Source organism: Stenotrophomonas sp. STEN020, assembly GCF_056760195.1.
Genome location: NZ_JBRREI010000004.1, coordinates 1 through 22,266 on the forward strand (window position 1 = coordinate 1; position 22,266 = coordinate 22,266).

Genomic DNA, 22,266 nt, shown 5'->3' on the forward strand with positions numbered 1-22,266 from the left:
TCGGGCGGCCCGGGGCGGGGGGGGGGGGTGCCCCTTTATTTCTCAGGCCGGGCTGGGCTCGGAAATAATTTTCGTTGCACCGTAAAGCCCTTGCCGAGCTTGGCCCCCCACTACAATCGCGCGGCCGCTTGATTTTTGTCATCGAGAAAGCAGGCCCGCTGCGCGGAACATGGAACTACCCCCGAAGCCGGATAGTTCGCACCATGCTCAGCCCCACCCAACGCGACCTGATCAAAGCCACCGTCCCTTTGCTGGAAACTGGCGGCGAAGCGCTGACCAAGCATTTCTATGGGCGGATGCTGAGCCAGAGCGACGTCGCGCGCCCGCTATTCAACCCCTCGCACCAAAGCAGCGGCGACCAACCGCGTGCGCTGGCCAACTCGGTGCTCATGTACGCCAAGCACATCGACCGCCTGGAAGCACTGGGTCCGCTGGTGGGGCAGATCGTCAACAAGCATGTTGCCCTGCAGATCCTGCCGGAGCACTACCCGATCGTTGGCCACCACCTGCTGGCCTCGATCCGCGAAGTACTCGGCCCGGACATTGCCACCGACGAAATCATCGATGCCTGGGGCGCCGCCTACCAGATGCTGGCTGACCTGCTGATCGGCGCCGAAGAAGAGGTGTACGCGGCCAATGAGAAAGCCCCGGGTGGCTGGCGCGGTGCACGCACTTTCCGCGTTGCCGAGAAGGTGCCCGAAAGCGCAGAAATCACCTCCTTCCACCTGGTACCGGCCGACGGCGGCGCAGTGGTGGATTTCCAGCCAGGCCAGTACATCGGTATGAAGCTGGAGCTCGACGGCGAAGAAACCCGCCGCAACTATTCCTTGTCGCGCGCCGCCAATGGCGTCGGCTACCGCATCAGCGTCAAGCGCGAAGGCAACGGCAAGGTGTCCAACCATCTGCACGACAGCGTGCAGGTCGGCGACACGCTGGAGCTGTTCGCCCCGGCCGGTGATTTCACCCTCGTTGCCAGCGAGCGTCCAGTCGCCTTCATCAGCGGTGGCGTCGGCATCACCCCGACCCTGCCGATGCTGGAGCAGGCGCTGGCCAGCGGCCGCCAGGTGCATTTCATCCATTGCGCCCGCAACGGCCAGGTGCATGCCTTCCGCGAGTTCATCGCCGACAAGCAGAAGCAGCATCCGCAGCTGCACAGCTACACCTGCTACAGCGAAGCGCTGCCGGGTGATGCGGGCGACGCCGAGGGTTTCCTCAGCCGTGAACTGCTGGAGCAGTGGTTGCCGGCCGAGCGCGATATGGACGCCTACTTCCTCGGCCCGAAGCCGTTCATGGCGCAGGTGAAGAAGCTGCTGCGTGATGTAGGCGTGCCGGAAGCACAGAGCCGCTACGAGTTCTTTGGCCCGGCTGCAGCGTTGGAAGCCTGAGCCGCGTCATAGCAAAGTGTGCGAGGTAGGAGCCCGGCGGGGAAACCCGCCGGCCTCCTTTTTGTCATGGCTACGCAAGCGCATGCGACAGCGCTAGGATGCGGCATCGCTCACTACTCAGGGGATACGCATGAACGTTTATGCCGTGGTGCTGGCCGCTGTATCGAGTTTCCTGCTGGGCGGGCTGTGGTATTCACCGGTCCTGTTCGGCCGCGCCTGGAACCGCGAGAACGGTGGCGAAGTACCGCAGGGACATCCGGGCAAGGTATTCGGCGTAGCGTTTGTTTTTTCGCTGGTGGCGGCGTTCGCTTTCGCCTGGTTTGTCGGCCCGCAGCCGGAGCTGCACAAGGCCTTGCTGTGTGGCTTGGTTGCCGGCTTCGGCATGGTCGCGGCCAGCTTCGGCATCAACTACCAGTTCGCCCAGCGCAGCGGAAAACTGTGGGCAATCGACGGCGGTTATCACACCGCACAGTTCGTGCTGTTCGGCCTGATCCTGGGGCTATGGCACTAAGCCTGTAGCAGCAGTGACGTTGCTGTTGCTGTTGCTGTTGCTCCAGCCCCCTCCTTTGCGCAAAGCGCAGGGGAGGGTTGGGGAGGGGTAGCTTTTGCAGTTGCAATTGCTGCGGCTCTTGAAATGCGGCTGCCCTTTCGCAACAACGGATCTGATCGACAAAACCCCAACGGAGGGACGTGCATCACTGCACATCGCCCTTCGGATTCTTTTCGTTGGTTCCTTCGCTACGCAAGAGAGCCACGGAAGAACGCAGGCAAGAAACATCCAGGTTGCCACATCATTGCCGATGACGACCTTCATTTCGAAAACCTGCTCCATATGTAGAAACAGAATTTGCCACCTTGAATCTCTCGGGCAAGAATTCCCTCGCCTTCTGCACTGACGCTCGACAGCGCGCTCAAGCGACTTCAACTACCGACAGATCCGACAACCAAGCAACGGTTGAACGAGCGCTGTGTTCTACGTAACCGCGCTTCGGCACGCCTCAACCCTGCTGGCGTCGGCATACATGCGCCGAGCCCCCCGCATCTTTGACAGCAAGCAAGGCGCGCCAAAGCCGATGGAGGCAGTCTTCTGGCAGGTTTTCAGGCGCCAGCACCATTGCCGGAGTGGAATCCTCAGTGACACACACGCCTAACATTTCAAGGAAGAAATTTGTTCATCAAAACTGATCGACTCGATGATGCCGTGCTGGCGAAGGCGGTGTACGAAGAGGTTCTGGCAGTACAAGTAAAGCAGTTCATCCCAAGGAAAACCGCGGTGAGGCTTGGCCAGCGCATCCTCGGGCACGGATTCGACAGCTACGTCAATGCGCCCGATATCGGCAGGATAGGCATGGCGTTGTACGAGGCAGAAAACATTCCTGCCCGCCTCGGCACCTATTTCGACACAGCGCTGGACAATATCGATGCGCTCCGCAAGCGATGCATGCCATACGCCTCACCCATAGATGTGCTTCGCTGCACGCTGGATGAAATCTGGCCTGCCGGCGCCCAACTCGAGCATCTGTATGGACGCAAGGCGTATGTCGGCCTGTCACGGATCGTCCAACCTGGGGTGGAGTTCCTCGCCCACCACGACATCCTCGCGAAAGATGCCCCCGAGACCTTCCGCTCGCACAGCCTTGCCTCGCAACTGGCGGCAAATATCTACCTCACCATGCCGACAGATGGCGGCGGACTGCGTATCTGGCAGTCGGTGATCTCCGCTGCGGAGTTTGATGACATGCGCGGCGACAGCTACGGCATAGATCCATCACTCCTCGGTAAACCCACACTGCAGATCCAGCCCGAGGAGGGCGACCTTGTCCTGTTCAATTCACGCCACATGCACGCTGTCACACCCGGATCGGACAAGCCACGTTTGAGCCTGTCCTGCTTTGTCGGCTACCGCGGCGTGGCCAGCCCTTTGACGTTCTGGAGCTGATGGGTGAGCAACCATTTCCACGAATTCGTATCGCTGGCACTCATTCATCTGTTGGCAGTCGTTGCACCCGGCCCCGACTTTGCCGTCACCGTGCGGCAAAGTGTCAGGCACGGCAGATGGGCGGGGGTGCAGGTGGCAATCGGCATCGGCGCCGGCATTTCCGTGCATGTCCTCTACACACTGCTCGGCGTCGGGGCGCTGCTGCACGCCAATGCACTGTTGATGACCGCGACCAGGATGCTCGGCGCGACCTACCTTCTCTATCTGGTGTTCTCATTCCTTCGCAGTGCTGGACGTTCCAGCTCCGCTGCAAAGCTCGACGATGCCGGCGCCGCTTCCGCACTGGGCTGGCGCAGGTCCTTTTTGCTTGGCTTCATCACCAATGCGACCAACCCCAAGGCCACACTGTTCTTCCTCGCGATCTTCACCACGGTGGTCAGCGCCGGAACGCCATTGAAGGTCCAGGTGCTCTATGGGATCTGGATGTGCCTGGTCAATGCGGGCTGGTTCGTGCTGGTAAGTGTGCTGTTTACCCAGCAGGCGGTACGCGACCGGTTCCTGCGCATGGGCGGCTGGCTGGAAGGTGTAATGGCCCTGGTTTTCCTTGTTTTCGCCGGGCGCCTGCTGTGGGAGGTGGCCGGCAGCCTGCCGTTGCTCGTCGGTCAGTGATCTGCCCCTGGCATGCAGGAGTGCGTGGTTCCAAACAGCTGCCCGCGCTGTCGAAGGACGAAGTTCCCTGCCCCGGCCACAAACGAAAAGCCCGGGCAGGTTGACCCGTCCCGGACTCCACTGCCCCCGAACAGAAGGCAAACTAGATCAGGTTCACTCGCAACCAGCGCATCACCGTTTCCACCACACCCAGTTTCTGCGGCACATCAAGGGCGATGGCCCGCGCAAAGCCATCAGCATTGCGAATGAACGCCTGACGCGCGACCCGCTGCGCCTGCTGCACCGCCGACTGCTGCCGACGCAGCTGCACGATCTGCACGGATGGCCGACCCGGCGGCGCGAACTTCTGGTAACGGCGCAGTTCATCAGCAACCAGACTCACGTCATTGTCCGCCCTGAGCTGGCTCTCACCCGCCAACAACAGCTGCTCCAGCGCCGAACCTGCCGCAGTCAGCGCCTCACCTTCGATAACGAACATCGCGTGCGTTCCCAACAGCGCCAACGCGCCATCGCGCTGCTGCAGACGCTGCAGCTGCTGTGCCCAAGGGAAGGTTGCAGAAGGAGTAGCCATGGCTGCGTTTACTGGAGAGAAGGCGGCGAACTTTACGGGTTGGTGATCGGATGTGCCAGCAAGGAGCTACCTCAGCCAATCACCCGCTTGAACGGCGGCAGGGAATCAATGATCCGCTTGCCATACCTGCGCGTCAGCAAGCGCGAATCCAGGATGATCACCCGCCCGGTATCGGTCGAGGTACGGATCAAACGCCCGGAAAACTGGGTCAAGGTGCGCAGCGCATGCGGGATCGCAATCAGGTTGAACGAGTTCAGGCCACGGCTCTCGAACCACTCGCTCAGCGTCGAGGTCTGCGGGTCGGTTGGCACCGCAAACGGCACCTGGGTGATCACCACCGTGGTGCAGGCCTCGCCCGGCAAGTCCAGACCTTCACCAAACGAATTCAAGCCAAACAACACCGAACCCTCGCCCTCACTGGTGCGCTTGATGTGCTGGTCGATCATCTTCTGCTTGGCACCGTCGCCCTGTACAAGGATCTTCTTGCGCAGCGTCGCCGGCATCAGCTCGGCCACCTTCTCCATCTTCCAGCGTGAGGTGAACAGGACCATGCTGCCCTTGTCCCAATCCAACTCAGCGGCCAGATACTTGGCTACTTCCCTGGGATGGCGCTCACGGTCATCCGGCGTCACCGGGAACTGCGGCACAATCAGTTCAGCCTGGTTCGGCAGGTCGAACGGTGAGGCCAGCGACACCATCTCTGCTTCCTCGGGAATGCCGTTGTCGATCGCCAGCGACTGGAAATCGCCGCCACCGGTCAGCGTCGCCGAGGTCATCACCACCGAGTCCACTTCATCCCATAGCAGCTTGCGCAGCACCATCGCCGCCGATACCGGCGAGCAGTGCAGGATGTAGTCGCCATCGCGCGGCATCGTCACCCAGCGCGCGATCGGCGGCTGCCCTTCCTTGTCCTCGCGGCGCCAGCCGGCCCACAGGTTGTACTGCTGCTCGACCATTTCCTGGGCCATGCCCAGGTTGCGCTGCAGGCGTTCGACCGCTGGATCGTCCTGCTTGCCCTTGGCCACCGCCGAGGCCGCCGCCGTTGCCCAATTGAGCAGGGTGCGGGTTTCGTCGGCCAATACTTCGATGGGCTGGCGCCAGGATTCAGGCAGGCGGCCGTTGGCAGCGCGCCACATCGGCTCGCGGTCATCGGGCTGCGGAATCCAGACATTGCCGATCTCGTCGCGGAACGCCTTCAGCAGTTTGCTCACACGCGAGGCCACGTCGATGGCTTCGTTCGGCAACAGGTTGCCGATCTTGTCCTTGTCCACCGCACGGTAGGCGCCGGCAATCAGGATCTGCAGGCGACCGGTACGCTTGGCCATGTCGTCCAGCGGCAGGTTGGCTGCGCCTTGGTCGATGGCGACATTGCCAATGTGGTGGCCTTCGTCCAGCACCAGCAGCATTTCGCCGGGCGGCGCGATCAGGGGCTGGCCGCTGTCGCTGTCGCCCAAGGACAGCGCCGACAACAGCAGCGCGTGGTTGGTGACGATGATCTGCGCATCACGCACTTCAGTGCGGGCACGCAGCACCGGGCATTGCGCCGAATACGCACAGCGACGCCCGGCGCAGGCCGAGGCCGGTGTGGTGATGCGCATGCGCAGGGTTGGGGTGACGTTCTCTGGCGCGTTGTCCAGGTCGCCGTTCCAGCGACCTTCGATGAAGGCCTTGGTCAGCTTTTCGGCAACGTCCATTTCAATCGGCGCCAGTGGCCGGTCGTAGAGCTGTACGTCGTCGCCGAACATGCCTTCCTGCACGCCCTCACCCTGCGCTTCGGCGGCATTGCGGGTGCACAGGTAGCGGGTGCGGCCCTTGGCCAGGGCAACGGTTGCCTGCAGGCCGGTGGACTTGAGGAAGTTGGGGATGTCGCGCTCGACCAGCTGCGACTGCAAGGCCACGGTGCCGGTACTGATCACCAGCTTCTTCTTGCTGGCCAGGGCAATCGGAACGCCAGCGGTGAGATAGCCAAGGCTCTTGCCGACGCCGGTAGGTGCTTCCACCACGCCCACGCCGCCAGTGCCCAGCGCGCGCGACACCACGCCGATCATCTGGCTCTGCGAGCGGCGCGTGCTGAAGCCCGGCGTATTCGCCTGCAGCTTGCTGTAAGCGTCACGGATGCCGTTCTTGATGTCCTCGGTCAGCGCCCGTGGTGCCTCTACTTTTTCCGTCACACCAACCTGCCCGCAGCTCAATCAAGGCGGGCATTTTCCCATACCCGCCCGCATTCACCGAATGCGTTGCCGGCTCAGGGTTTGCCGGGGGCCTGCGGCCGCCGCAGGGCCTGCACCAGCGCCCAGGCCAGCATGATGTAGCCCACTGCTTCCATCAGCGACAACGTGATGTAGCCAACCATCAGCAGCGTATTCATCGAACCCGCACTGCTGTAGTTGCCAGCTGCGACGAGCAGCAAGGGCAAGGCGCTCAGCACGCCGCCAATCATGGTGACCACCAGCAGCAAGGCCAGCGCCGACAAGGCCACGCTGCGTACCTTGCCGCGCGGGGTGTCGAGCAACATCACCAGGGCAACGCCCAGGGCAATCAGAATCGGCAGGCGGTAGCCGATGGAAACCAACAAGGTGCTCAACAATTCCATGGGTTGCATTGGCCGGCCTCAGTCCGCGGTGACCAACAGCGCGTCACCAGCACGCAGCTCGGCATAGATCGCATCGGTCTCCGGGCGCATGCCATGCCACTGCTGGAAGCTCTCGGCGGCCTGCTCGACCAGCATGCCAAGGCCATCGAAGCTGTTGCGGCAACCTGCCGCACGCGCCCAGGCCAGGAACGGAATCGATGCCTCGCCGTAGTTCAGGTCCACCGCCGTGGTCATGCTGTTGACCAGCGACAGTGGCAGGTTGAAACCGCTGCCCTCGCCGCGCGCGGCCGAGGTGGCATTGATGATCAGCTCGAAATCGCCCTGTTCGCGCAGGTCATCCCAGTACGCGGAGATGGCGCGGCCGGGTTCACTCATCGCATCGACCAGCGCATCCGCGCGCTCGGGCGAACGGTTGACCACGATCAGTTCGAGAATGCCGGCATCCAGCAGCGCCGGTGCAACACCGCGTGCGGCGCCACCGGCGCCGAGCAGCAACACCCGGCGGCCGCGCAGGTCCAGACCGTGACGGCCGGTGAGATCGCGCACCAGGCCGATGCCGTCGGTATTGTCGCCATGCCAGCGATCACCCTTGCGTAGCAGCGTGTTGACCGCGCCAGCGCGATGCGCGCGCGAGGTAGTGGTGGCGCACAGCGCGAACGCGGCTTCCTTGTGTGGCAGGGTCACATTGGCGCCCACGCCGCCGTCAGCAGCAAAGGCTTCCAGCGCGGCCACGAAACCTTCCGGTGAGGCCTCGATAGCGCGGTAATCCACGGCGATGCCATGCGCCTTGCCGAACGCGGACTGGATGCGCGGCGACTGCGAATGGGCTATGGGCTGGCCGAAAACTGCGTAGCGTGGAGCGCTCATTGTGATCCTCTGCATGACCTAGACTGGACGCGACTTTACTTGCTGGACCCGTATGCGGACCCGTCATTTGCTGCTCGCGCTGACCCTGAGTTTACCCTTTAGCCCTGTTGCCTCGGCGCTTTCCGAGTTTGGCATCGAAGGCATGGGGATAGTTTCCACCCGCGCAGATGAAAACCGCGCCACTTTGTCGGCGGATGGGCAACGCATCATCTGGGCCAGCAACCGCGCGGGCGGCGCAGGCGGCTGGGACCTGTGGCAGGCGACCCTGCAGGACAAGCGCTGGATGGAGCCGCAGCCACTGGCCTTGAACAGTGCCGCTGATGAGGTCGATCCCTTTCTCAGCGCCGATGGCCGTTGGCTGTACTTCGCCTCCAACCGCAAAGGCGGCCAAGGCGGCTTTGATCTGTATCGGGCGGCAGTAGCGACCGATGGCAGCCTGGGTCAGCCGCAGAATCTGGGCCCGGCGGTGAACGGCAGGCAGGATGAGCGCTCACCTGCGCTGGCCGACGATGGCCGGCTGTTGTTTTCAAGCAATCGCACTGGCGGCAACGGCGGCTGGGATCTTTGGCGTGCACCCGCTGCAGGTGACGGCTTTGCCGCGCCGGCTGCCTTGGCCGGCATCAATACTGCTGCCGACGAGTTGGATGCGAGTTGGCTGGGCGACGGCCGTGGGGTGGTGTTTGCCCGTGCAAATTCGACTGGCGGTGCTCAACTGTGGCTGTCGCAGTGCCGGCAGGGGCAATGGGCTGAGGCGACGCTGCTGGGCTTGTCGTTCAACAGCGCTGAGGGCGATACGCGGGGCGCGGTGCTGGATGCCAACAAGCCCGGAGAACTGGTGGTCAGCGGCAAGGCGCGCTCGCCACGGGCCGGCGGCATGGATCTTTACCGGATGAAGGCGCCGCTGGTTGATGGGGATGATTCGTGCCGGTGAGGCGAGAGCTCACCCCTCCCCAACCCTCCCCTTGGCCTACGGCCAAAGGGAGGGAGACAAGCTGCAACCCGGCAATCTAGCAGCGCGCAGGATCAGCCCCCTCCCTTTGGCCGCAGGCCAAGGGGAGGGTTGGGGAGGGGTGCTTCTGCTCTAAAGCTCTTAGCCTTCAGCTTTTAGTACCAGCCAACACCGCAGCGCGCAGCGCTTCGTATTCGGCCTCACCAATCTGCCCGCCCTGCTTACGCAGCTCCAGCTCACGCAGCCTGGCATCCACACCGCCACCCTGCGCTGCCTCGCGCTGCAGCCGCTCGGCCGCCGAATGCTGCTGCGGCGGGCGCTTGCCGGCACGCACGATGGCGGCGATGAACACGCCAATCGCCACCGCAAACAGCAGTACGCCAATCAGCCATACCGCCCAGTTGTAACCCTCAAGACCGGGAACATTCATCTCAAGCCTCCTTCAGCCAGCGCGCGATCTGCGGCGCGTAATAGGTCAGCACACCATCAGCGCCGGCGCGCTTGAAGCCGATCATGGTCTCCATCACGCACTTGCGTTCATCCAGCCAGCCATTGGCAGCGGCCGCCTTCAACATCGCGTACTCGCCGCTGACGTGGTACGCGAAGGTCGGCACGCCGAACTCGGTCTTCACCCGGCGCACGATGTCCAGGTAGGGCATGCCAGGCTTGACCATCACCATGTCCGCACCTTCGTCCAGGTCCAGCGCGATCTCGCGCATGGCCTCGTCGCTGTTGGCCGGGTCCATCTGGTAGGTCTTCTTGTCGGCCTTGCCCAGGCTGCCCGAGCTGCCCACCGCATCGCGGAACGGGCCGTAGAAGGCCGAGGCGTACTTGGCCGAGTAGGCCATGATGCGCGCGTTGATATGACGGGCATCGTCCAATGCGGTACGGATCGCACCAATGCGGCCGTCCATCATGTCCGATGGCGAAATGATGTCCACGCCGGCTTCGGCATGCGACAGCGATTGCTTGACCAGCGCATCGACGGTGATGTCGTTGAGTACGTAGCCGGTGTCATCAATGATGCCGTCCTGGCCGTGCGTGGTGTACGGGTCCAGCGCAACGTCGGTCATCACGCCGAGCTCGGGGAAGCGCTGCTTCAACGCGCGCACCGCACGCTGTGCCAGGCCGTCCGGGTTCCAGGCTTCGGCCGCGTCCAGCGACTTGCGCGACGCGTCGATCACCGGGAACAGATCGATCACCGGCACGCCCAGTTCCAGCGCCTGCTCGGCTTCACGCAGCAACTCGTCAATGGACATGCGGTCCACGCCCGGCATCGATGCAACAGCGGCGCGCCCTTCCAACTCATGCACGAACACCGGCCAGATCAGGTCGTTGCTGGTCAGCGTGTTTTCGCGCATCAAACGGCGCGAGAACTCATCGTGGCGCATGCGCCGCGGGCGGTACTGGGGATGGATCATCGCGGTACTCCTTGATTCCGGAAACGGGGCTTACTGCAGCCGGTAACCCTGCGGCTGCAGCGGCTCGGGCAGCGGGCGTTGGCCCAAGGCGTCGAGCAGATCGATTTCGATGGTACGCACCATGGCGTCCAGCGGCAGGTCGTTGGGTTCGGTGCCGAACGGGTCTTCCATCTCCTCGCCGAGCTGGTCCAGGCCGAAGAAGGCATAGGCCAGCAGCATCGACACCACCGGCGTGGCCCAGCCCAGCGCGCCGGCCAGACCAAACGGCAGCAGCACGCAGAACAGCCATGCACAGCGGTGCAACAGCAAGGTGTAGGCGAACGGCAGCGGTGTGCCGGAGATGCGCTCGCAGCCGGCCTGCACGCTGGCCATGGCATGCAGTCGCGCTTCGAACTGGGTGTAGAGATAGGGATGCAGACGGCCTTCGCGCAGCGGCACGGCCAGCTCGCTGGCGAGCTGGTTCAGCACGCCATCGGGAACATTGCGCCGCGCCAGCACCTCGTTCTGGTCCGGCTGCAACCACGCTGCACAGGCAGCGGCTTGATCACGGCCACGCAGGCGCGCGGCCAGGGCACTGGCAAAGCCGATCACCAGATGCGTGCTGCGCTCGCGCAGTTGCGGCTCGGCGGCAAGCAGCACAGCAGCCTCACGGGCGAAGCTGCGTGATTCGATGACCAGCTGTCCCCACAGCTTGCGGCCTTCCCACCAACGGTCGTGGCAGGCGTTGTTGCGGAAGCTCAGGAAGATCGACAACACCAGCCCCAGCAGGGTGAACGGCACCACCGACAGACCACTGCCACCCAGCGGATGCCAGCTACGGCTGAACGCCGCCACCAGCACCGCCAGCACGCCGATTGCCAGCACCTTGGGGGCGATGGCCGGCACGATGGAGCCGCGCAGGATGTACAGCAGCTGCCAGCCAGTGGGACGGGGGCGGATGATCATGGGGAAGCGTTGCAGTGCCCACAACGGGCCAACGGCGCCGGAAAGCTTCCGGCCAGCGCGCCCATTTTACGCCCCCCGGCTGTACCCCGCCGGCCCCAACCATCTGCGGCTCAGAAGATGCCGCCGCCCAAGCTCAGCCGGATCACCCCGACGACAATGACAATGGCATTGAGCAGCAGACCGGTCTTGGCCCGGCCGCGCTTGCTGGCATGGGTGAACAGCAGGCCGATGGCGGCGATGATCGCGCCCACGGCCGCAAACGGGATCAGGAACCAATTACCCCAGCCCAGCAGCGGAATAAACGCCAAAATCATCCATAGCAAGGCAACAATGCCCCAAATCAGGCTGATCAGCCCCATGTACTTTCCTCCACCAGGTACAGCCTGCAAGATAGCCGGGAACGACTGTGGAGCAAAAGGCCCTCAGCCTGGCCGGAAGTTCTCGACAGATTCAGCCGGCGCCATGGATCATCCGCAATTACCGATCACCGGGGAGTGAAACCATGAAACTTCCGCTCGCTATCGCACTATCGCTTGGCGTCGCCTTGGCTGTGGGCGGCTGCGCCAGTACCTCCAAGGTCATGCTGGGTCAGGCCCGCGCGCCGGTGGACCCGGCCAGCGTGCAGATCTATTCCACGCCGCCGGCCGGCTCGGTTGAGATCGCCCAGCTCGAAAGCTCCAGCGCGGTTGGCTTCGGCACCCAGGGCCAGACCGACGCGGCCATTGCCCGGCTCAAGCGCGAGGCCGCCGCACTCGGCGCCAACGGCGTGATCCTGATGGGCGTGGGCTCCGGCGGCTCGCCGGTGGGCATGTCGGTTGGTGCCGGCAGCTATGGCCGCCACACCGCCGGCGGCCTCAGCGTCGGCATCCCCACCCAGCAGAAGCGCGCCGCTGGTGTGGCGATCTGGGTACCGCCGGGCGCAGGCAAGTAAGTTTTCCTGCTGGGCTTGATATGACAAGGGCGCCATTCGGCGCCCTTGTCATGAGTGCTGCAGCGATCAGCTGTGATCGCGCAGGAAGCGGGCCATCGACGATACGCCCGGCACCGCCGGCTCGAACTCACCGGCCACATCGATGAAACCACGCATGATGGCGATGTCGCGCGGGGTGCGGTTGATCGCATCACGCATCTCCGGATCGGCACCGGCACGCAGCAGGCTCTGTACCACTTGCGGCAGGCCGTGCAGTGCAGCCAGGTGCAAGGGGCCGAAGCCACGCGGGTCACGTACGTCCAGCGAAACCTCTTCGTCGAGCAGACGATCCACCGCAGCCAGCACCACGGCCTCGTCGCAGGCGGTGCCCGGTTCGGCGCGCGCGCCGAGCAGCAACAGCAGCGGTGTTACCGTGCCAGCCGATGACTGGTCCGGTTCAGCACCGGCCAGCAGCAAGGTGTCCAGCAAGGCCAGCAAGCGGGTGCGATCACGCGAGGTGAAACCGTACAGCGCGGCGCAGTGCAGCGGCGCAAGCTGCTGGTCGTCACCGGCATGCACGTCGGCGCCTGCAGTGAGCAGGCGCGCGGCGATATCCGGCAGGCCCAAGGCGGCAGACAACATCAATACGGTGACACCGCCGGGCAGACGATGTTCAAGCTTGGCGCCAGCATTAAGCAGGGCGGCCACGATCGTGGTCTGGCGCATGCTCACCGCCGCCGACAACGGCGTGGCACCACTGGCAGCAGCGTGCTGCGGGTCGGCACTGCGCGACAGCAGTAGATCCACCACCGCCGCATGACCGCCGCCGGCCGCACGCAGCAGGCCGGTGCAGCCCTGCGCGTCGACGGCGTCGACGGCAAAACCAAGATTGAGCAGGCGACGCACGGCATCGGCATCGCCGGCCATCGCCGCAGCCGCGACGTCGGCATCGCGCAATGCACGCAGCGGCAGCTGCCAGCCACGCCAATCGAGCAGGTCAGCCAGGTCACGACGACCGCTGGACAGTGCAACGCCCAACGGCGTCTGCCCATCGGCTGCGCGTGCATCCGGCGATGCGCCCTGCAGCACCAGCTGCTTGAGCGCGGACTCGCGTGCCAAGGCGGTAGCCAGATGCAGTGCGGTCATGCCATGGCTGTCGCGCGCCTCGCGGTCGACGCCATTGAGCAGCAGGTGCTGCTGCAACTTCAGCCAGCCCAGGCGTACTGCCAGCGACAGCGCCGGATCACCGGCCGGCGAAGCGGCAAACGGATCAGCACCACGCTCCAGCAGCTCCAACGCGAATTGTTCGGTGCTGCGTGCGCCGTGGTCATGCTGGGCGCAGGCGGCAAGGAAGCGGGTCAGGCCACCGCGACCGGCTGGCGACACGCCCCGCTGCAGCAGTATCTGCAGGGTCGGGATCGCATCGACGCCGCGCGACAGCAGCGCGAACATCGGCGTATCAGCACAGGCGTCGAGCACTTCCGGCGCAGCGCCCTGCGCCAGCAGCCAATCAACCACGCGCGGCTGCAAGGCCAGCTCAGGATCATGCAACAAGCCGCCCAGTTCTTCGGCCGCACACAGTTTGGCCAAGGGCGTCATGCCATCGACATTGCCGAACACCAGCGCCTCGCGCAGCAAGGCCAGCGGCGCGCGGTCGTTGAGTACCGGCACGGCGTCGCCATCAGCGCCTTCGGCGTTGCTGGCGGCTGCATCGCTGACCGCAGCTGGCAGCGGGTAACTCGGGTCGAGCAACGAGACGATGCTCCAACGGCCTGCCGAGGCGGCGTGCTCGATGGCACGACGACCATCGCTGCCGACCACATCGGCGGCAATACCCAGATCCAACAGGCGGCGGATCAACGCCGCCGACACATGTTCGGCGCGGCTGGCCAGCAGCAAGGCATTGCTGCCTTCGCCATCGACGGCGTGCACGTCAGGTTTGTGCGCCAACAGGCGCTCCAGCACCGCGGCATTGCCCTGCGAGGCGGCATCCAGCCACGGCGTGCGGCCGGCGGCATCACGCGGCTCCACATTGGCACCGGCATTGAGCAGGGTTTCAACGATATCGACGTGACCGGCCAAGGCGGCTTCGTGCAGGGCACTGCGGCGCTGACGGTCGCGCGCATCCAGCCGCGCCTTGTGCTTGAGCAGCAGCTGTACGCCGGCCGGATCATCGTCATCGGTAGCTGCCGCCTGCACCAGCACCGGTACGCCGTCGGCCGGTTCGACCTTGGCGCCACGTTCCAGCAGGAACTTGCCCAGCCGCCAGTTGCCGGCCTGGCAGGCCACCGCCAGCGGGCTGTGGCCATCGTTGTTGAGGGCGTCGATCTCGGCAGCTGCATCGCGTAGCAAGGCCGCAACGCCCGGATCTGAACTACGCGCGGCGTGATGCAACGGCGTATTGCCGTCGGCATCGGGCGTGCGCGGATCGGCGCCGTTCGCCAGCAAGGTCATCACCGCTTCCGGGCGACCGTGCCAGCTGTCACGGGTGGCCGCCAGCAGCGGGGTCATGCCTTTGTGCGCCTGGTTGACGTCGACGCCACGGCTGATCAGCGCACGCAGCAGGCGCAGGTCAGGCAGCACCGCTGCCAGCACCGCCAGGCTGCGCTGGTCGCGCGATTCAGCTGGAGCCGCTGCATGCGGATCGGCACCGGCATCCAGCAACTGCAGGGCGCGATCGATGCGGCCACCGCGCGCGGCGTCATACAGCTGCGGCACCAGCTCATGCTGGGCGATGGGTTCCAGCGGGGCCGGTTCGGCCAGCGCTTCAGCAAACGGGTCGAATGCGGGTTGTTGTACGCCACTAGACTTGCCAGCGCCGGCAACCGGTGCGCTGCGCATCGACTGCAGCAGGTGATGCAGCAAAGGTGCTGCGATTGCCGTGGCAATGGCCAGCGGCCAACGCAGGCTGCTGCCAACCAGGCCCGGCCAGGCTGCGGCGACGATCGCCGCGCACAGGAGCAGCAGCACGGCTGCCGCACCCAGACCGTGCCAGGAATCCATACTGCGGCCACTCAAGGCCTGCCATTGCGTGCGCAGCGAGCTGTCCTCGCGCTCCATCGCCTGCCATAGCGGCCAGGTGCGCCAGAGCGCCAACAGCGCCACGCTGACCGCGATGCTCAGTGCCAACACCGCCGCCAGACTGCCGCTGTCGTGCAGCGCCGCCAACGGCCAGGACACCAGTACCGCAACCACCGCCGCGCCACCAGCCCACAGCCCCAACAAGCCGGGCAGTTCGCGTTTGAATACGGCCAGCGACGGGGCCACAGTGCGGGTGCGCCGCCACCATGACACCGCCAAGGCGTAGGCGGGCTGGGCCAGCACTCCACACACAGCCGCGGCCACGCCACCGAACGCCGTGGCCAGGGTCAGCAACACCCCCAGGCCCAGCGCGGCGGCAACAACGCGGCTACGTAATGCTTCAGTCATCGCGACCGTCGATGCGGGCGATCTTCACCGGTGCCAACGGCAACGGCGGTGCCTGCAGGTGGAAACCGCGCTCGGCCAGGTTGGCGCGCACCAGCGCGACGTCGGCCTGGGCCAGACGGCGTTCAGGGGTCAGCGCCACCTCCAGCACGAAGGTATAAGGCGCCAATGTGTTACCCAGCACCGCCGGGATCACTTCGAAATCATCACGCTTGGCGAGGTACACGTAGGTGTCCTGCTTGCGTTGGCTTTTATAGACGTAAGCTTGCATGCCAGCGGGCTTTGCCCTGCATTGGGAGTCAGAGATTGTGTCGGAAATCTGGCGCTGTTGAAAGGCGCACAGCCAATGATCGCGGTCGTTCTCCGCCTTTTATACGTTCATTTACATCAAGACTTTGTTGAGAGCACCCTGTATCTGCAGATTGCCGGATCCGCTCGCGACAGTTTGCCGACGCTGCGGTGCCGTGCTGAATGCGGTACCGAGCGCCACCCCGGCGCGACGAGCGCGGGCTCATCACTGGCAAGGCCTGCAGTGAACCCGCGGCAAGTGCTGCCAGTCAAAGGCGAAACCTGCACGATGACAGCGGCGTACTCATGCAATCGGCCGCTACTACGGGTTTGCCCAGCCGTAATCCCCAGCCTGGGAGGGCTGGACCAACGATCAAGCTGAGGATTGGCAGTCTGGTCCAGCTGGCGGCGGTCGACCGCTTCCGTGAGTACCCTCAGGGCACCTTGGCGTAGGTGCCCTTCAAAGCGACACCCGCCAGGATGCTGCCGGCATAGCACTCATAGTTGGTGGCGCTGCGGAATTCGTTGCTCTTGTAGAAGCTGACGATATCGACCACGGCATTGGCACCTCGCGCCTTTGCGCCATCCTGCAATGCCAGCAACGTCGACAACGCAACCCAACGACAGGCTTTCTCATCGCTCTTGTTGGCGGCGTTGGTCTTGCGGTTGCTTACATCCTCGCCCAGGCGCTCCAGCACCGTCACCGGCTGGCCCGCCAGATAGAAGCGCACGCTGCCATCAATGCCGACATCGCGTGCCTCCTGCGAGCTGAGCAGATCTGCCAGCGGCTGTTCCACGCGGGTGTCGCGTGCAAAAGCGCTGCTGGAAAAGACCAGCAACGTGGCAGTGACGATAAGGCTGAAACGACGCATATCTCTTTCCTTTGAGTGTGGTGTTAACTGGGTCAAGCCGGCCAGCGGCGGAAAATCAACGAGGTGTTGATGCCGCCAAATGCGAAGTTGTTGCTCATTACATATTCGGTCTGCAGCAGGCGGCCTTCACCGGCGATGTAATCCAGCTCACCGCAGCGCGGGTCGATCTCGCTCAGGTTCAAGGTCGGTGCGAACCAACCTTCGCGCATCATTTCCATGGTCAACCAGGCTTCGAACGCGCCGCAGGCGCCAAGCATGTGGCCGACATAGCTCTTCAGCGAGCTGATCGGCAGCTTGTTGCCGAACACCTGCGCGGTGGCCTGGGTTTCGGCGATATCACCGTGATCGGTGGCGGTGCCGTGGGCATTGACGTAGCCGATCTGTGACGCATCCAGGCCAGCATCCTGCAGCGCCAAGCGCATTGCCTGGGCCATGGTGTCCGCGCTGGGCTGGGTGACGTGCTGACCATCGCTGTTGGTGCCGTAGCCCACCACCTCGGCCAGGATGTTGGCACCGCGTGCCTGCGCGTGCTCCAGTTCCTCCAGCACCAGGGTGCAGGCACCCTCGCCCAGCACCAGGCCATCGCGGTGCGCGTCGAACGGACTGGGCGTGGTCTGCGGCGCATCGTTGCGTACGCTGGTGGCAAACAAGGTATCGAACACCGCCGCCGCAGTCGCATCCAACTGCTCGGAGCCACCGCCCAGCATCACCGTCTGCTTGCCCGAGCGGATTGCCTCGTAGGCCGAACCGACGCCCTGGCTGCCCGAGGTGCAAGCGCTGGAAGTGGTGTAGACGCGACCGCACAGGCCAAAGAACACGCCGATATTGACCGGCGCGGTGTGGCTCATCATCTTCAGGTAGGTCGTTGCGCTGATGCCTTCGGTTGTCAGCTCATGCAGCATGCGCCCGAATTCACCGGTTGCATCGTGGCAGCCGGATGAGGAACCGTAGGCAACGCCGGCCATCCCGCTGCGCAGCACCGGGTGGCCAAGCAGGCCGGCCTGCTCCAGCGCCATTTCGGTAGCACGCACCGCCATCACCGCCACCCGCCCCATCGAACGGGTGGTCTTGCGGTTGTAGTTGGACGGCAGCTCGAACGGCTGTGCCGGTGCAGCCAGCTTGGTGTTCAGCCCTGCATAGATATCCCACTGCGGCATCGGCTGCACCGCATTGCGGTAGGAGCCCAGATGCGCACGGATGCTGGGCCAGTCGTGACCCAACGGACTCAGTGCGGCCGCACCGGTGACCACCACACGACGATCCTGGTAGGCCATCAGACCATTCCTCCGTTGACCGAAATCACCTGCCGGGTGATGTACGCAGCCGGCTCGGACAATAGAAACGCAACCGTGGCCGCCACTTCGTCCGGTTTGCCGACGCGGCCGGCAGGAATCAACTTCAATGCGTGCTCGACCACTTCATCGTTGAGCATCTCGGTTTCGATCAGGCCGGGCGCGACGCAGTTGACGGTGATGCCACGACTGGCCAGTTCCAGTGCCAATGCCTTGGTAGCACCGATGATGCCGGCCTTGGATGCGCTGTAATTGACCTGACCGCGGTTACCGGCCACGCCCGACACCGACGACAAGGTGACGATCCGGCCCGGCTTGCGTCGCCGCACCATCGGCATGATCAGCGGATGCAGCACGTTGTAGAAGCCGTCCAGATTAGTGTGGATGACCTGGTCCCAATCATCCTCGCTCAGCGCCGGGAAGGCGCCATCGCGGGCAATGCCGGCATTGCAGACCACACCGTAATAGGCACCGTGCTGCTGCACATCGGCCTCCAATGCCGCACGCGCCGCAGCGCGGTCAGCAACATCGAACGCCAACACGCGCGCCTGTCCGCCTGCCGCCTGGATCTGCGCGACCACCGCCTGCGCCTCCTCGACGCGGCTGCGGCAATGCACCACCACGGCAAAGCCATCGCGCGCGATACGCAGCGCAATCGCCCGCCCGATACCACGACTGGCCCCGGTGACCAGTACGCTCAGATTCTCTGTCATGCCTCTCCACTCTCCAGATACGCCATCGCATCGGTCGGCTCGAACACCGACACATTGGCCACGGCCCATTGTTCATCGCCTGCCTGCAAGCTGCAGGCAAACATCCCCAGCCCATTGTCCGCCAGCAGCTCGCAGCGCGCATCAATGCGCAGGCGGGTACCGCTGGGGAAGACATCGCGTGTGCTGGTGTAACGCCGGCTGCCCAGCAGGAAACCGATATTCGGCTCGCGCCCGGCGCGGCGCGCGCGGCAGCCCGCCCAGGCCGCGATGGCCTGCGCCATGTACTCGATGCCTACCCAAGCCGGCACCCCGCCGTCTTCGACAAACAGGCCTTCGTACGGCACCACCAGCTCGGCCTGGATGGTTTCATCATCCCAGCGCAGCACGCGGTCCAACAGGCACATGCCGTTGCGGTGCGGCACCACGTCCTCGATGGCGTAGCACTCAGCCATGTGCAGCTTTCTCCATGGCCAGCACGGCATTGCTGCCGCCGAACGCAAACGAGCTGCTCAGCACCCGCTGCGGCGGGGTCGCTGCGCGCATGCCAGGCACCACCAGAGCAAGCGCTGGCAGCGCGTCATCGGCTTCACCGTCCCACCAATGCGGCGGCAACTGCTGCGCGGGGTTCTCAGCCAGGGTGATCCAGCACAATGCGGCTTCAATCACCCCCGATGCACCCAGCGTATGCCCGGTGAGCGGCTTGGTGGAGCTGCATGGCACGTCCAGGCCGAAGGTATCGGCCACCGCCACGCTTTCCATCGCATCGTTGTGCTGGGTCGCGGTGCCATGCAGGTTGATGTAATCGACCGAATCCGCTTCCCAGCCGGCACGCTGCAAGGCCTGGCGCATCGCCAGCGCTGCGCCCTGCCCGCTCGGATCCGGTGCCGACATATGGTGCGCATCGGAGGTTTCCCCCCAACCCGCCAACTGCACCGGACCCGGCTCGCGGGTCATCAGGAACACCCCCGCACCTTCGCCGATATTGATGCCGCAGCGATTGCGCGAGAACGGATTGCAACGCGGCGCCGACACCGATTCCAATGCGCTGAAACCGGCAACGGTGAAGCGACACAGCGAATCCGCGCCGCCAGCAATCACCGCATCCACAACGCCGCTACGCAGCAACCGCGCCGCCGACATCAAGGCCTTGGCACTGGACGAGCAGGCCGTGGACAGCACCCATGCCGGGCCATCGATGCCCAGGTAGCTGCGCACGAAGCGCGCCGCCGTGCCCATCTCCTGCTGCGCGTAATCAAACTGCGGCGGCCACTCACCGCTGGCGTAGTACATCGCCAGCGCTTCTTCGGATTCACCGATGCCCGAGGTGCTGGTGCCCATCACCACCGCCACCCGCTCACTGCCGTAACGGGCAATTGCCGCGCGTGCGGCCGGCTCGATCTGTTGCAGGGCGGCCAACAACAACGCGTTGTTGCGCCCATGCAGCGCCACCGGCAGGTCCTGCAACGACGGCAGCGCTGACTGCACCGCGCCCAACACCAGCGAACGCCCGGGAACCACCGTATCGCTCAGCGCCGAGCCAGCCAGCTGTGGCTGGAACAAGGCCTGCGCGATCTGTGCCCGATCCGCGCCCAATGCGCAGATCACACCCAGCTCGTTCAAATACACCGCACTCATGGTTGCTGCACCTGCATGTCTATCGAATGGATCTGCAACGAATAGCCTTCGGCACGATTGTCCAGCAGCAGCGTGCCATCGGCACCACGCTGCAACTCCAGCCAGGTCGTGTCGCCCTGGCGCAGTTGTCGACGCACACCGTCATCCTCCACCGACCAGCCGCTGGGCAATGCCGCGGCAATCGCCGCGGTCGGCCACAGCGCGAACTGCAGGTCATCCAGCACGCGCTCGGCACGCACCTGCGGCGGAAGCCATGGCGCGCGTTCCTGCTGCAGGTGTTCGCCGTCCCAGCGCAGCCGCACGCCGGTGCGGCCCATCGCCTGCACGGCAAGCTGCAGCTGCTGGGCGTCGGCCTCCAACAGCGCATCGAGCTCGCGCTCGTGGCTGCCAAAGCGGAACTGCAGCTGCTGCTGCAGCGCCAACGGCGCCGACAGACTGGCTGGCGACAAGCGCAGCGTCGGCAGCTCAACCAGGGGCTTGGGCATGCGGCCCGCGCACGCGACCAGCAACAGGCAAGCGACGAGAGTGGTGATCAGGCGCCGCACAGTTCCTCCAGCACGCGCATGCGTCGCCCGCTTTCATCGGCCACGTAGGGATTCTTTGTATCCCAGGCATAGCCGGCCAGGATTGAGCAGATCATGCCGCGGATCTCGGGCTGCTGATCGGGGTGGTAGATGATCTTCTGGAAGCCGCCCTGGTACCACGCCTCGACGAAGCGGCGGAAGGTCTTGACGCCGGCACGCAGCGGTACCGAGAACTCGGCTTCCCAGTCCACGCTTTCACCGGCATAGCGGCGCGCAAGGCACTCACTGGCCAGCTGCGCCGACTTGAAGGCGATGGTGACGCCGGAGGAAAACACCGGATCGAGGAATTCGCCGGCATTGCCCAGCAAGGCATAGCCCGGGCCATGCAGCGAGCTGACATTGGCCGAATAGCCGGTGATGCGACGTACCGGCAGCACTGCCCACTCGGCATTGGCCAGCAGACGACTCAGGTTGGGGTCTTCGCTGACGATGGCCTGCAGCTTCTGCAGGTCTTCGCCTTCGTAGCGCTCGAAGAACGAGGGCTCGGCCACCACGCCCAGCGAGCAGCAGCCATTGGAGAACGGAATCGTCCAATACCAGACGTCGATATGCTCGGGATGGGTGGTGATCAGTATCTTGTTGCGGTCAAAGTCCGCATCCACCGGGATGTGATCGCGCACATGGCAGAAGATCGCACCGCGTACCGGGAAGTTGGACGGCGACTCCAGCTGCAGCAGGCGCGGCAGCAAGCGTGCAAAACCCGAGGCATCCAGAATGAAGTCGGCCTCGATGCGGTACTCGCTGCCATCCGGGCGGCGCACGGTCACCGCAGGCTGCTCGCCCGGCTCCACTGCCAGCACTTCATCGCCGAACCGAAGAGTGGTACCCATGCGCTCGGCGCCACGCGCCAGCACATTGTCGAAATCGGCACGCTGCACCTGGTATGTGGTGCCCCAACCCGGCGAGAACTTGTTGCGGAAATCGAACGCAGTACGCGCCTCGCCGTGCACGAAGGCCGCGCCGTTCTTGTACTGGAAGCCAGCTTCCACCACGTCCTGCAGCAATCCTGCCGCCTCGATGTATTCCATGCTTTGCGGCAGCAGACTCTCGCCGATGGAGAAGCGCGGGAACTGCTGGCGCTCGATCATCAATACCTGACGGCCCTGCTTGCGCAGCATCGCCGCAGCGACCGAACCGGCCGGGCCGGCGCCGATGATCAGGATTTCAGTACGTTCCACGTTGGGTGCCATCGATGCGTCCTTGAGAG

General features: G+C 64.5%; 23 protein-coding genes. 6 read left to right on the forward strand and 17 right to left on the reverse strand.

Features of this window, described 5'->3' with window-relative positions; translation table 11 throughout:
- Nucleotides 1–203: 203 nt before the first annotated feature.
- The 4 genes from hmpA (at nucleotide 204) to ACVOLZ_RS02840 (ending at nucleotide 3,993) form a co-directional block, all read left to right on the forward strand.
- On the forward strand, nucleotides 204–1,385 hold the full coding sequence (hmpA, locus tag ACVOLZ_RS02825) for an NO-inducible flavohemoprotein (RefSeq protein ID WP_481514925.1): 1,182 nt from the start codon (nucleotides 204–206) through the stop codon (nucleotides 1,383–1,385).
- A 130-nt stretch (nucleotides 1,386–1,515) separates the two neighbouring features.
- Entirely contained in the window at nucleotides 1,516–1,896 is a 381-nt protein-coding gene (locus tag ACVOLZ_RS02830) for a DUF1761 domain-containing protein (protein ID WP_481514926.1), read from the forward strand.
- A gap of 657 nt (nucleotides 1,897–2,553) precedes the next feature.
- The gene (locus tag ACVOLZ_RS02835; RefSeq protein WP_481514927.1) at nucleotides 2,554–3,324 is read left to right on the forward strand and encodes a 2OG-Fe(II) oxygenase; all 771 of its coding nucleotides are present in this window, start codon (nucleotides 2,554–2,556) and stop codon (nucleotides 3,322–3,324) included.
- A gap of 3 nt (nucleotides 3,325–3,327) precedes the next feature.
- A complete protein-coding gene (locus tag ACVOLZ_RS02840) occupies nucleotides 3,328–3,993 on the forward strand; it encodes a LysE family translocator (protein ID WP_481514928.1) in 666 nt (221 codons plus the stop codon).
- Nucleotides 3,994–4,135: 142 nt separating this feature from the next.
- Here ACVOLZ_RS02840 and ACVOLZ_RS02845 read toward each other — a convergent pair whose 3' ends face one another.
- From ACVOLZ_RS02845 to aroE, 4 genes are all read right to left on the reverse strand, one after another.
- Nucleotides 4,136–4,564: a hypothetical protein gene (locus ACVOLZ_RS02845; RefSeq protein WP_481514929.1), complete on the reverse strand. Its 429-nt coding sequence runs from the start codon at nucleotides 4,562–4,564 to the stop codon at nucleotides 4,136–4,138.
- 71 nt (nucleotides 4,565–4,635) lie between these two features.
- Complete coding sequence (gene dinG / locus ACVOLZ_RS02850; protein ID WP_481514930.1) at nucleotides 4,636–6,735, reverse strand: ATP-dependent DNA helicase DinG; 2,100 nt, start codon at nucleotides 6,733–6,735, stop codon at nucleotides 4,636–4,638.
- A 74-nt stretch (nucleotides 6,736–6,809) separates the two neighbouring features.
- Nucleotides 6,810–7,157: a hypothetical protein gene (locus ACVOLZ_RS02855; protein ID WP_481514931.1), complete on the reverse strand. Its 348-nt coding sequence runs from the start codon at nucleotides 7,155–7,157 to the stop codon at nucleotides 6,810–6,812.
- A gap of 18 nt (nucleotides 7,158–7,175) precedes the next feature.
- Entirely contained in the window at nucleotides 7,176–8,024 is an 849-nt protein-coding gene (aroE, locus tag ACVOLZ_RS02860; protein ID WP_481514932.1) for a shikimate dehydrogenase, read from the reverse strand.
- A 52-nt stretch (nucleotides 8,025–8,076) separates the two neighbouring features.
- Between aroE and ACVOLZ_RS02865 the strand changes: the two genes are divergently transcribed.
- Nucleotides 8,077–8,955, forward strand: coding sequence for a TolB-like protein (locus ACVOLZ_RS02865; RefSeq protein ID WP_481514933.1), 879 nt, complete (start codon nucleotides 8,077–8,079; stop codon nucleotides 8,953–8,955).
- A 166-nt stretch (nucleotides 8,956–9,121) separates the two neighbouring features.
- On the opposite strand, the gene ACVOLZ_RS02870 is transcribed toward ACVOLZ_RS02865, so the two are convergent.
- The 4 genes from ACVOLZ_RS02870 to ACVOLZ_RS02885 all read right to left on the reverse strand — a co-directional run bounded on the left by ACVOLZ_RS02870 (nucleotide 9,122) and on the right by ACVOLZ_RS02885 (nucleotide 11,698).
- On the reverse strand, nucleotides 9,122–9,403 hold the full coding sequence (locus tag ACVOLZ_RS02870; RefSeq protein ID WP_481514934.1) for an SHOCT domain-containing protein: 282 nt from the start codon (nucleotides 9,401–9,403) through the stop codon (nucleotides 9,122–9,124).
- 1 nt (nucleotide 9,404) lies between these two features.
- On the reverse strand, nucleotides 9,405–10,394 hold the full coding sequence (hemB, locus tag ACVOLZ_RS02875) for a porphobilinogen synthase (RefSeq protein ID WP_481514935.1): 990 nt from the start codon (nucleotides 10,392–10,394) through the stop codon (nucleotides 9,405–9,407).
- Between the two features lie 30 nt (nucleotides 10,395–10,424).
- The gene (locus tag ACVOLZ_RS02880) at nucleotides 10,425–11,339 is read right to left on the reverse strand and encodes a bestrophin family protein (RefSeq protein ID WP_481514936.1); all 915 of its coding nucleotides are present in this window, start codon (nucleotides 11,337–11,339) and stop codon (nucleotides 10,425–10,427) included.
- A 110-nt stretch (nucleotides 11,340–11,449) separates the two neighbouring features.
- The gene (locus tag ACVOLZ_RS02885) at nucleotides 11,450–11,698 is read right to left on the reverse strand and encodes a hypothetical protein (RefSeq protein ID WP_481514937.1); all 249 of its coding nucleotides are present in this window, start codon (nucleotides 11,696–11,698) and stop codon (nucleotides 11,450–11,452) included.
- A gap of 143 nt (nucleotides 11,699–11,841) precedes the next feature.
- On the opposite strand from ACVOLZ_RS02885, the gene ACVOLZ_RS02890 reads away from it, so the two are divergent.
- Entirely contained in the window at nucleotides 11,842–12,270 is a 429-nt protein-coding gene (locus ACVOLZ_RS02890; RefSeq protein ID WP_481514938.1) for a hypothetical protein, read from the forward strand.
- Nucleotides 12,271–12,336: 66 nt separating this feature from the next.
- Here ACVOLZ_RS02890 and ACVOLZ_RS02895 read toward each other — a convergent pair whose 3' ends face one another.
- The 9 genes from ACVOLZ_RS02895 to ACVOLZ_RS02935 all read right to left on the reverse strand — a co-directional run bounded on the left by ACVOLZ_RS02895 (nucleotide 12,337) and on the right by ACVOLZ_RS02935 (nucleotide 22,249).
- The gene (locus ACVOLZ_RS02895; protein WP_481514939.1) at nucleotides 12,337–15,678 is read right to left on the reverse strand and encodes an ankyrin repeat domain-containing protein; all 3,342 of its coding nucleotides are present in this window, start codon (nucleotides 15,676–15,678) and stop codon (nucleotides 12,337–12,339) included.
- Nucleotides 15,671–15,946 carry a YcgL domain-containing protein gene (locus ACVOLZ_RS02900; RefSeq protein WP_481514940.1) on the reverse strand — a complete coding sequence of 92 codons (276 nt, stop codon included), beginning with the start codon at nucleotides 15,944–15,946 and terminating at the stop codon, nucleotides 15,671–15,673. Before ACVOLZ_RS02900 ends, ACVOLZ_RS02895 begins: the two co-directional genes overlap by 8 nt.
- Nucleotides 15,947–16,397: 451 nt before the next feature.
- A complete protein-coding gene (locus tag ACVOLZ_RS02905) occupies nucleotides 16,398–16,835 on the reverse strand; it encodes an excinuclease ATPase subunit (protein WP_481514941.1) in 438 nt (145 codons plus the stop codon).
- Between the two features lie 32 nt (nucleotides 16,836–16,867).
- On the reverse strand, nucleotides 16,868–18,109 hold the full coding sequence (locus ACVOLZ_RS02910; RefSeq protein ID WP_481514942.1) for a beta-ketoacyl-ACP synthase: 1,242 nt from the start codon (nucleotides 18,107–18,109) through the stop codon (nucleotides 16,868–16,870).
- Nucleotides 18,109–18,840, reverse strand: coding sequence for a 3-ketoacyl-ACP reductase FabG2 (locus tag ACVOLZ_RS02915; RefSeq protein WP_481514943.1), 732 nt, complete (start codon nucleotides 18,838–18,840; stop codon nucleotides 18,109–18,111). Before ACVOLZ_RS02915 ends, ACVOLZ_RS02910 begins: the two co-directional genes overlap by 1 nt.
- Complete coding sequence (locus ACVOLZ_RS02920) at nucleotides 18,837–19,292, reverse strand: hotdog family protein (RefSeq protein ID WP_481514944.1); 456 nt, start codon at nucleotides 19,290–19,292, stop codon at nucleotides 18,837–18,839. The genes ACVOLZ_RS02915 and ACVOLZ_RS02920 overlap by 4 nt, the downstream gene beginning before the upstream one ends.
- The gene (locus ACVOLZ_RS02925) at nucleotides 19,285–20,475 is read right to left on the reverse strand and encodes a beta-ketoacyl-[acyl-carrier-protein] synthase family protein (protein WP_481514945.1); all 1,191 of its coding nucleotides are present in this window, start codon (nucleotides 20,473–20,475) and stop codon (nucleotides 19,285–19,287) included. Before ACVOLZ_RS02925 ends, ACVOLZ_RS02920 begins: the two co-directional genes overlap by 8 nt.
- A complete protein-coding gene (locus tag ACVOLZ_RS02930) occupies nucleotides 20,472–20,960 on the reverse strand; it encodes a DUF3261 domain-containing protein (RefSeq protein ID WP_481514946.1) in 489 nt (162 codons plus the stop codon). Before ACVOLZ_RS02930 ends, ACVOLZ_RS02925 begins: the two co-directional genes overlap by 4 nt.
- A gap of 47 nt (nucleotides 20,961–21,007) precedes the next feature.
- Nucleotides 21,008–22,249: an NAD(P)/FAD-dependent oxidoreductase gene (locus ACVOLZ_RS02935; protein WP_481514947.1), complete on the reverse strand. Its 1,242-nt coding sequence runs from the start codon at nucleotides 22,247–22,249 to the stop codon at nucleotides 21,008–21,010.
- Between the last annotated feature and the right edge of the window lie 17 nt (nucleotides 22,250–22,266).

Coding starts and splice junctions, on each gene's coding strand:
- hmpA (WP_481514925.1), top strand. CDS start 204: ATGCTCAGCCCCACCCAACGCGACCTGATCAAAGCCACCGTCCCTTTG.
- ACVOLZ_RS02830 (WP_481514926.1), top strand. CDS start 1,516: ATGAACGTTTATGCCGTGGTGCTGGCCGCTGTATCGAGTTTCCTGCTG.
- ACVOLZ_RS02845 (WP_481514929.1), bottom strand. CDS start 4,564: ATGGCTACTCCTTCTGCAACCTTCCCTTGGGCACAGCAGCTGCAGCGT.
- ACVOLZ_RS02855 (WP_481514931.1), bottom strand. CDS start 7,157: ATGGAATTGTTGAGCACCTTGTTGGTTTCCATCGGCTACCGCCTGCCG.
- aroE (WP_481514932.1), bottom strand. CDS start 8,024: ATGAGCGCTCCACGCTACGCAGTTTTCGGCCAGCCCATAGCCCATTCG.
- ACVOLZ_RS02865 (WP_481514933.1), top strand. CDS start 8,077: ATGCGGACCCGTCATTTGCTGCTCGCGCTGACCCTGAGTTTACCCTTT.
- ACVOLZ_RS02870 (WP_481514934.1), bottom strand. CDS start 9,403: ATGAATGTTCCCGGTCTTGAGGGTTACAACTGGGCGGTATGGCTGATT.
- hemB (WP_481514935.1), bottom strand. CDS start 10,394: ATGATCCATCCCCAGTACCGCCCGCGGCGCATGCGCCACGATGAGTTC.
- ACVOLZ_RS02880 (WP_481514936.1), bottom strand. CDS start 11,339: ATGATCATCCGCCCCCGTCCCACTGGCTGGCAGCTGCTGTACATCCTG.
- ACVOLZ_RS02885 (WP_481514937.1), bottom strand. CDS start 11,698: ATGGGGCTGATCAGCCTGATTTGGGGCATTGTTGCCTTGCTATGGATG.
- ACVOLZ_RS02890 (WP_481514938.1), top strand. CDS start 11,842: ATGAAACTTCCGCTCGCTATCGCACTATCGCTTGGCGTCGCCTTGGCT.
- ACVOLZ_RS02895 (WP_481514939.1), bottom strand. CDS start 15,678: ATGACTGAAGCATTACGTAGCCGCGTTGTTGCCGCCGCGCTGGGCCTG.
- ACVOLZ_RS02900 (WP_481514940.1), bottom strand. CDS start 15,946: ATGCAAGCTTACGTCTATAAAAGCCAACGCAAGCAGGACACCTACGTG.
- ACVOLZ_RS02905 (WP_481514941.1), bottom strand. CDS start 16,835: ATGCGTCGTTTCAGCCTTATCGTCACTGCCACGTTGCTGGTCTTTTCC.
- ACVOLZ_RS02910 (WP_481514942.1), bottom strand. CDS start 18,109: ATGGCCTACCAGGATCGTCGTGTGGTGGTCACCGGTGCGGCCGCACTG.
- ACVOLZ_RS02915 (WP_481514943.1), bottom strand. CDS start 18,840: ATGACAGAGAATCTGAGCGTACTGGTCACCGGGGCCAGTCGTGGTATC.
- ACVOLZ_RS02920 (WP_481514944.1), bottom strand. CDS start 19,292: ATGGCTGAGTGCTACGCCATCGAGGACGTGGTGCCGCACCGCAACGGC.
- ACVOLZ_RS02925 (WP_481514945.1), bottom strand. CDS start 20,475: ATGAGTGCGGTGTATTTGAACGAGCTGGGTGTGATCTGCGCATTGGGC.
- ACVOLZ_RS02930 (WP_481514946.1), bottom strand. CDS start 20,960: ATGCCCAAGCCCCTGGTTGAGCTGCCGACGCTGCGCTTGTCGCCAGCC.
- ACVOLZ_RS02935 (WP_481514947.1), bottom strand. CDS start 22,249: ATGGCACCCAACGTGGAACGTACTGAAATCCTGATCATCGGCGCCGGC.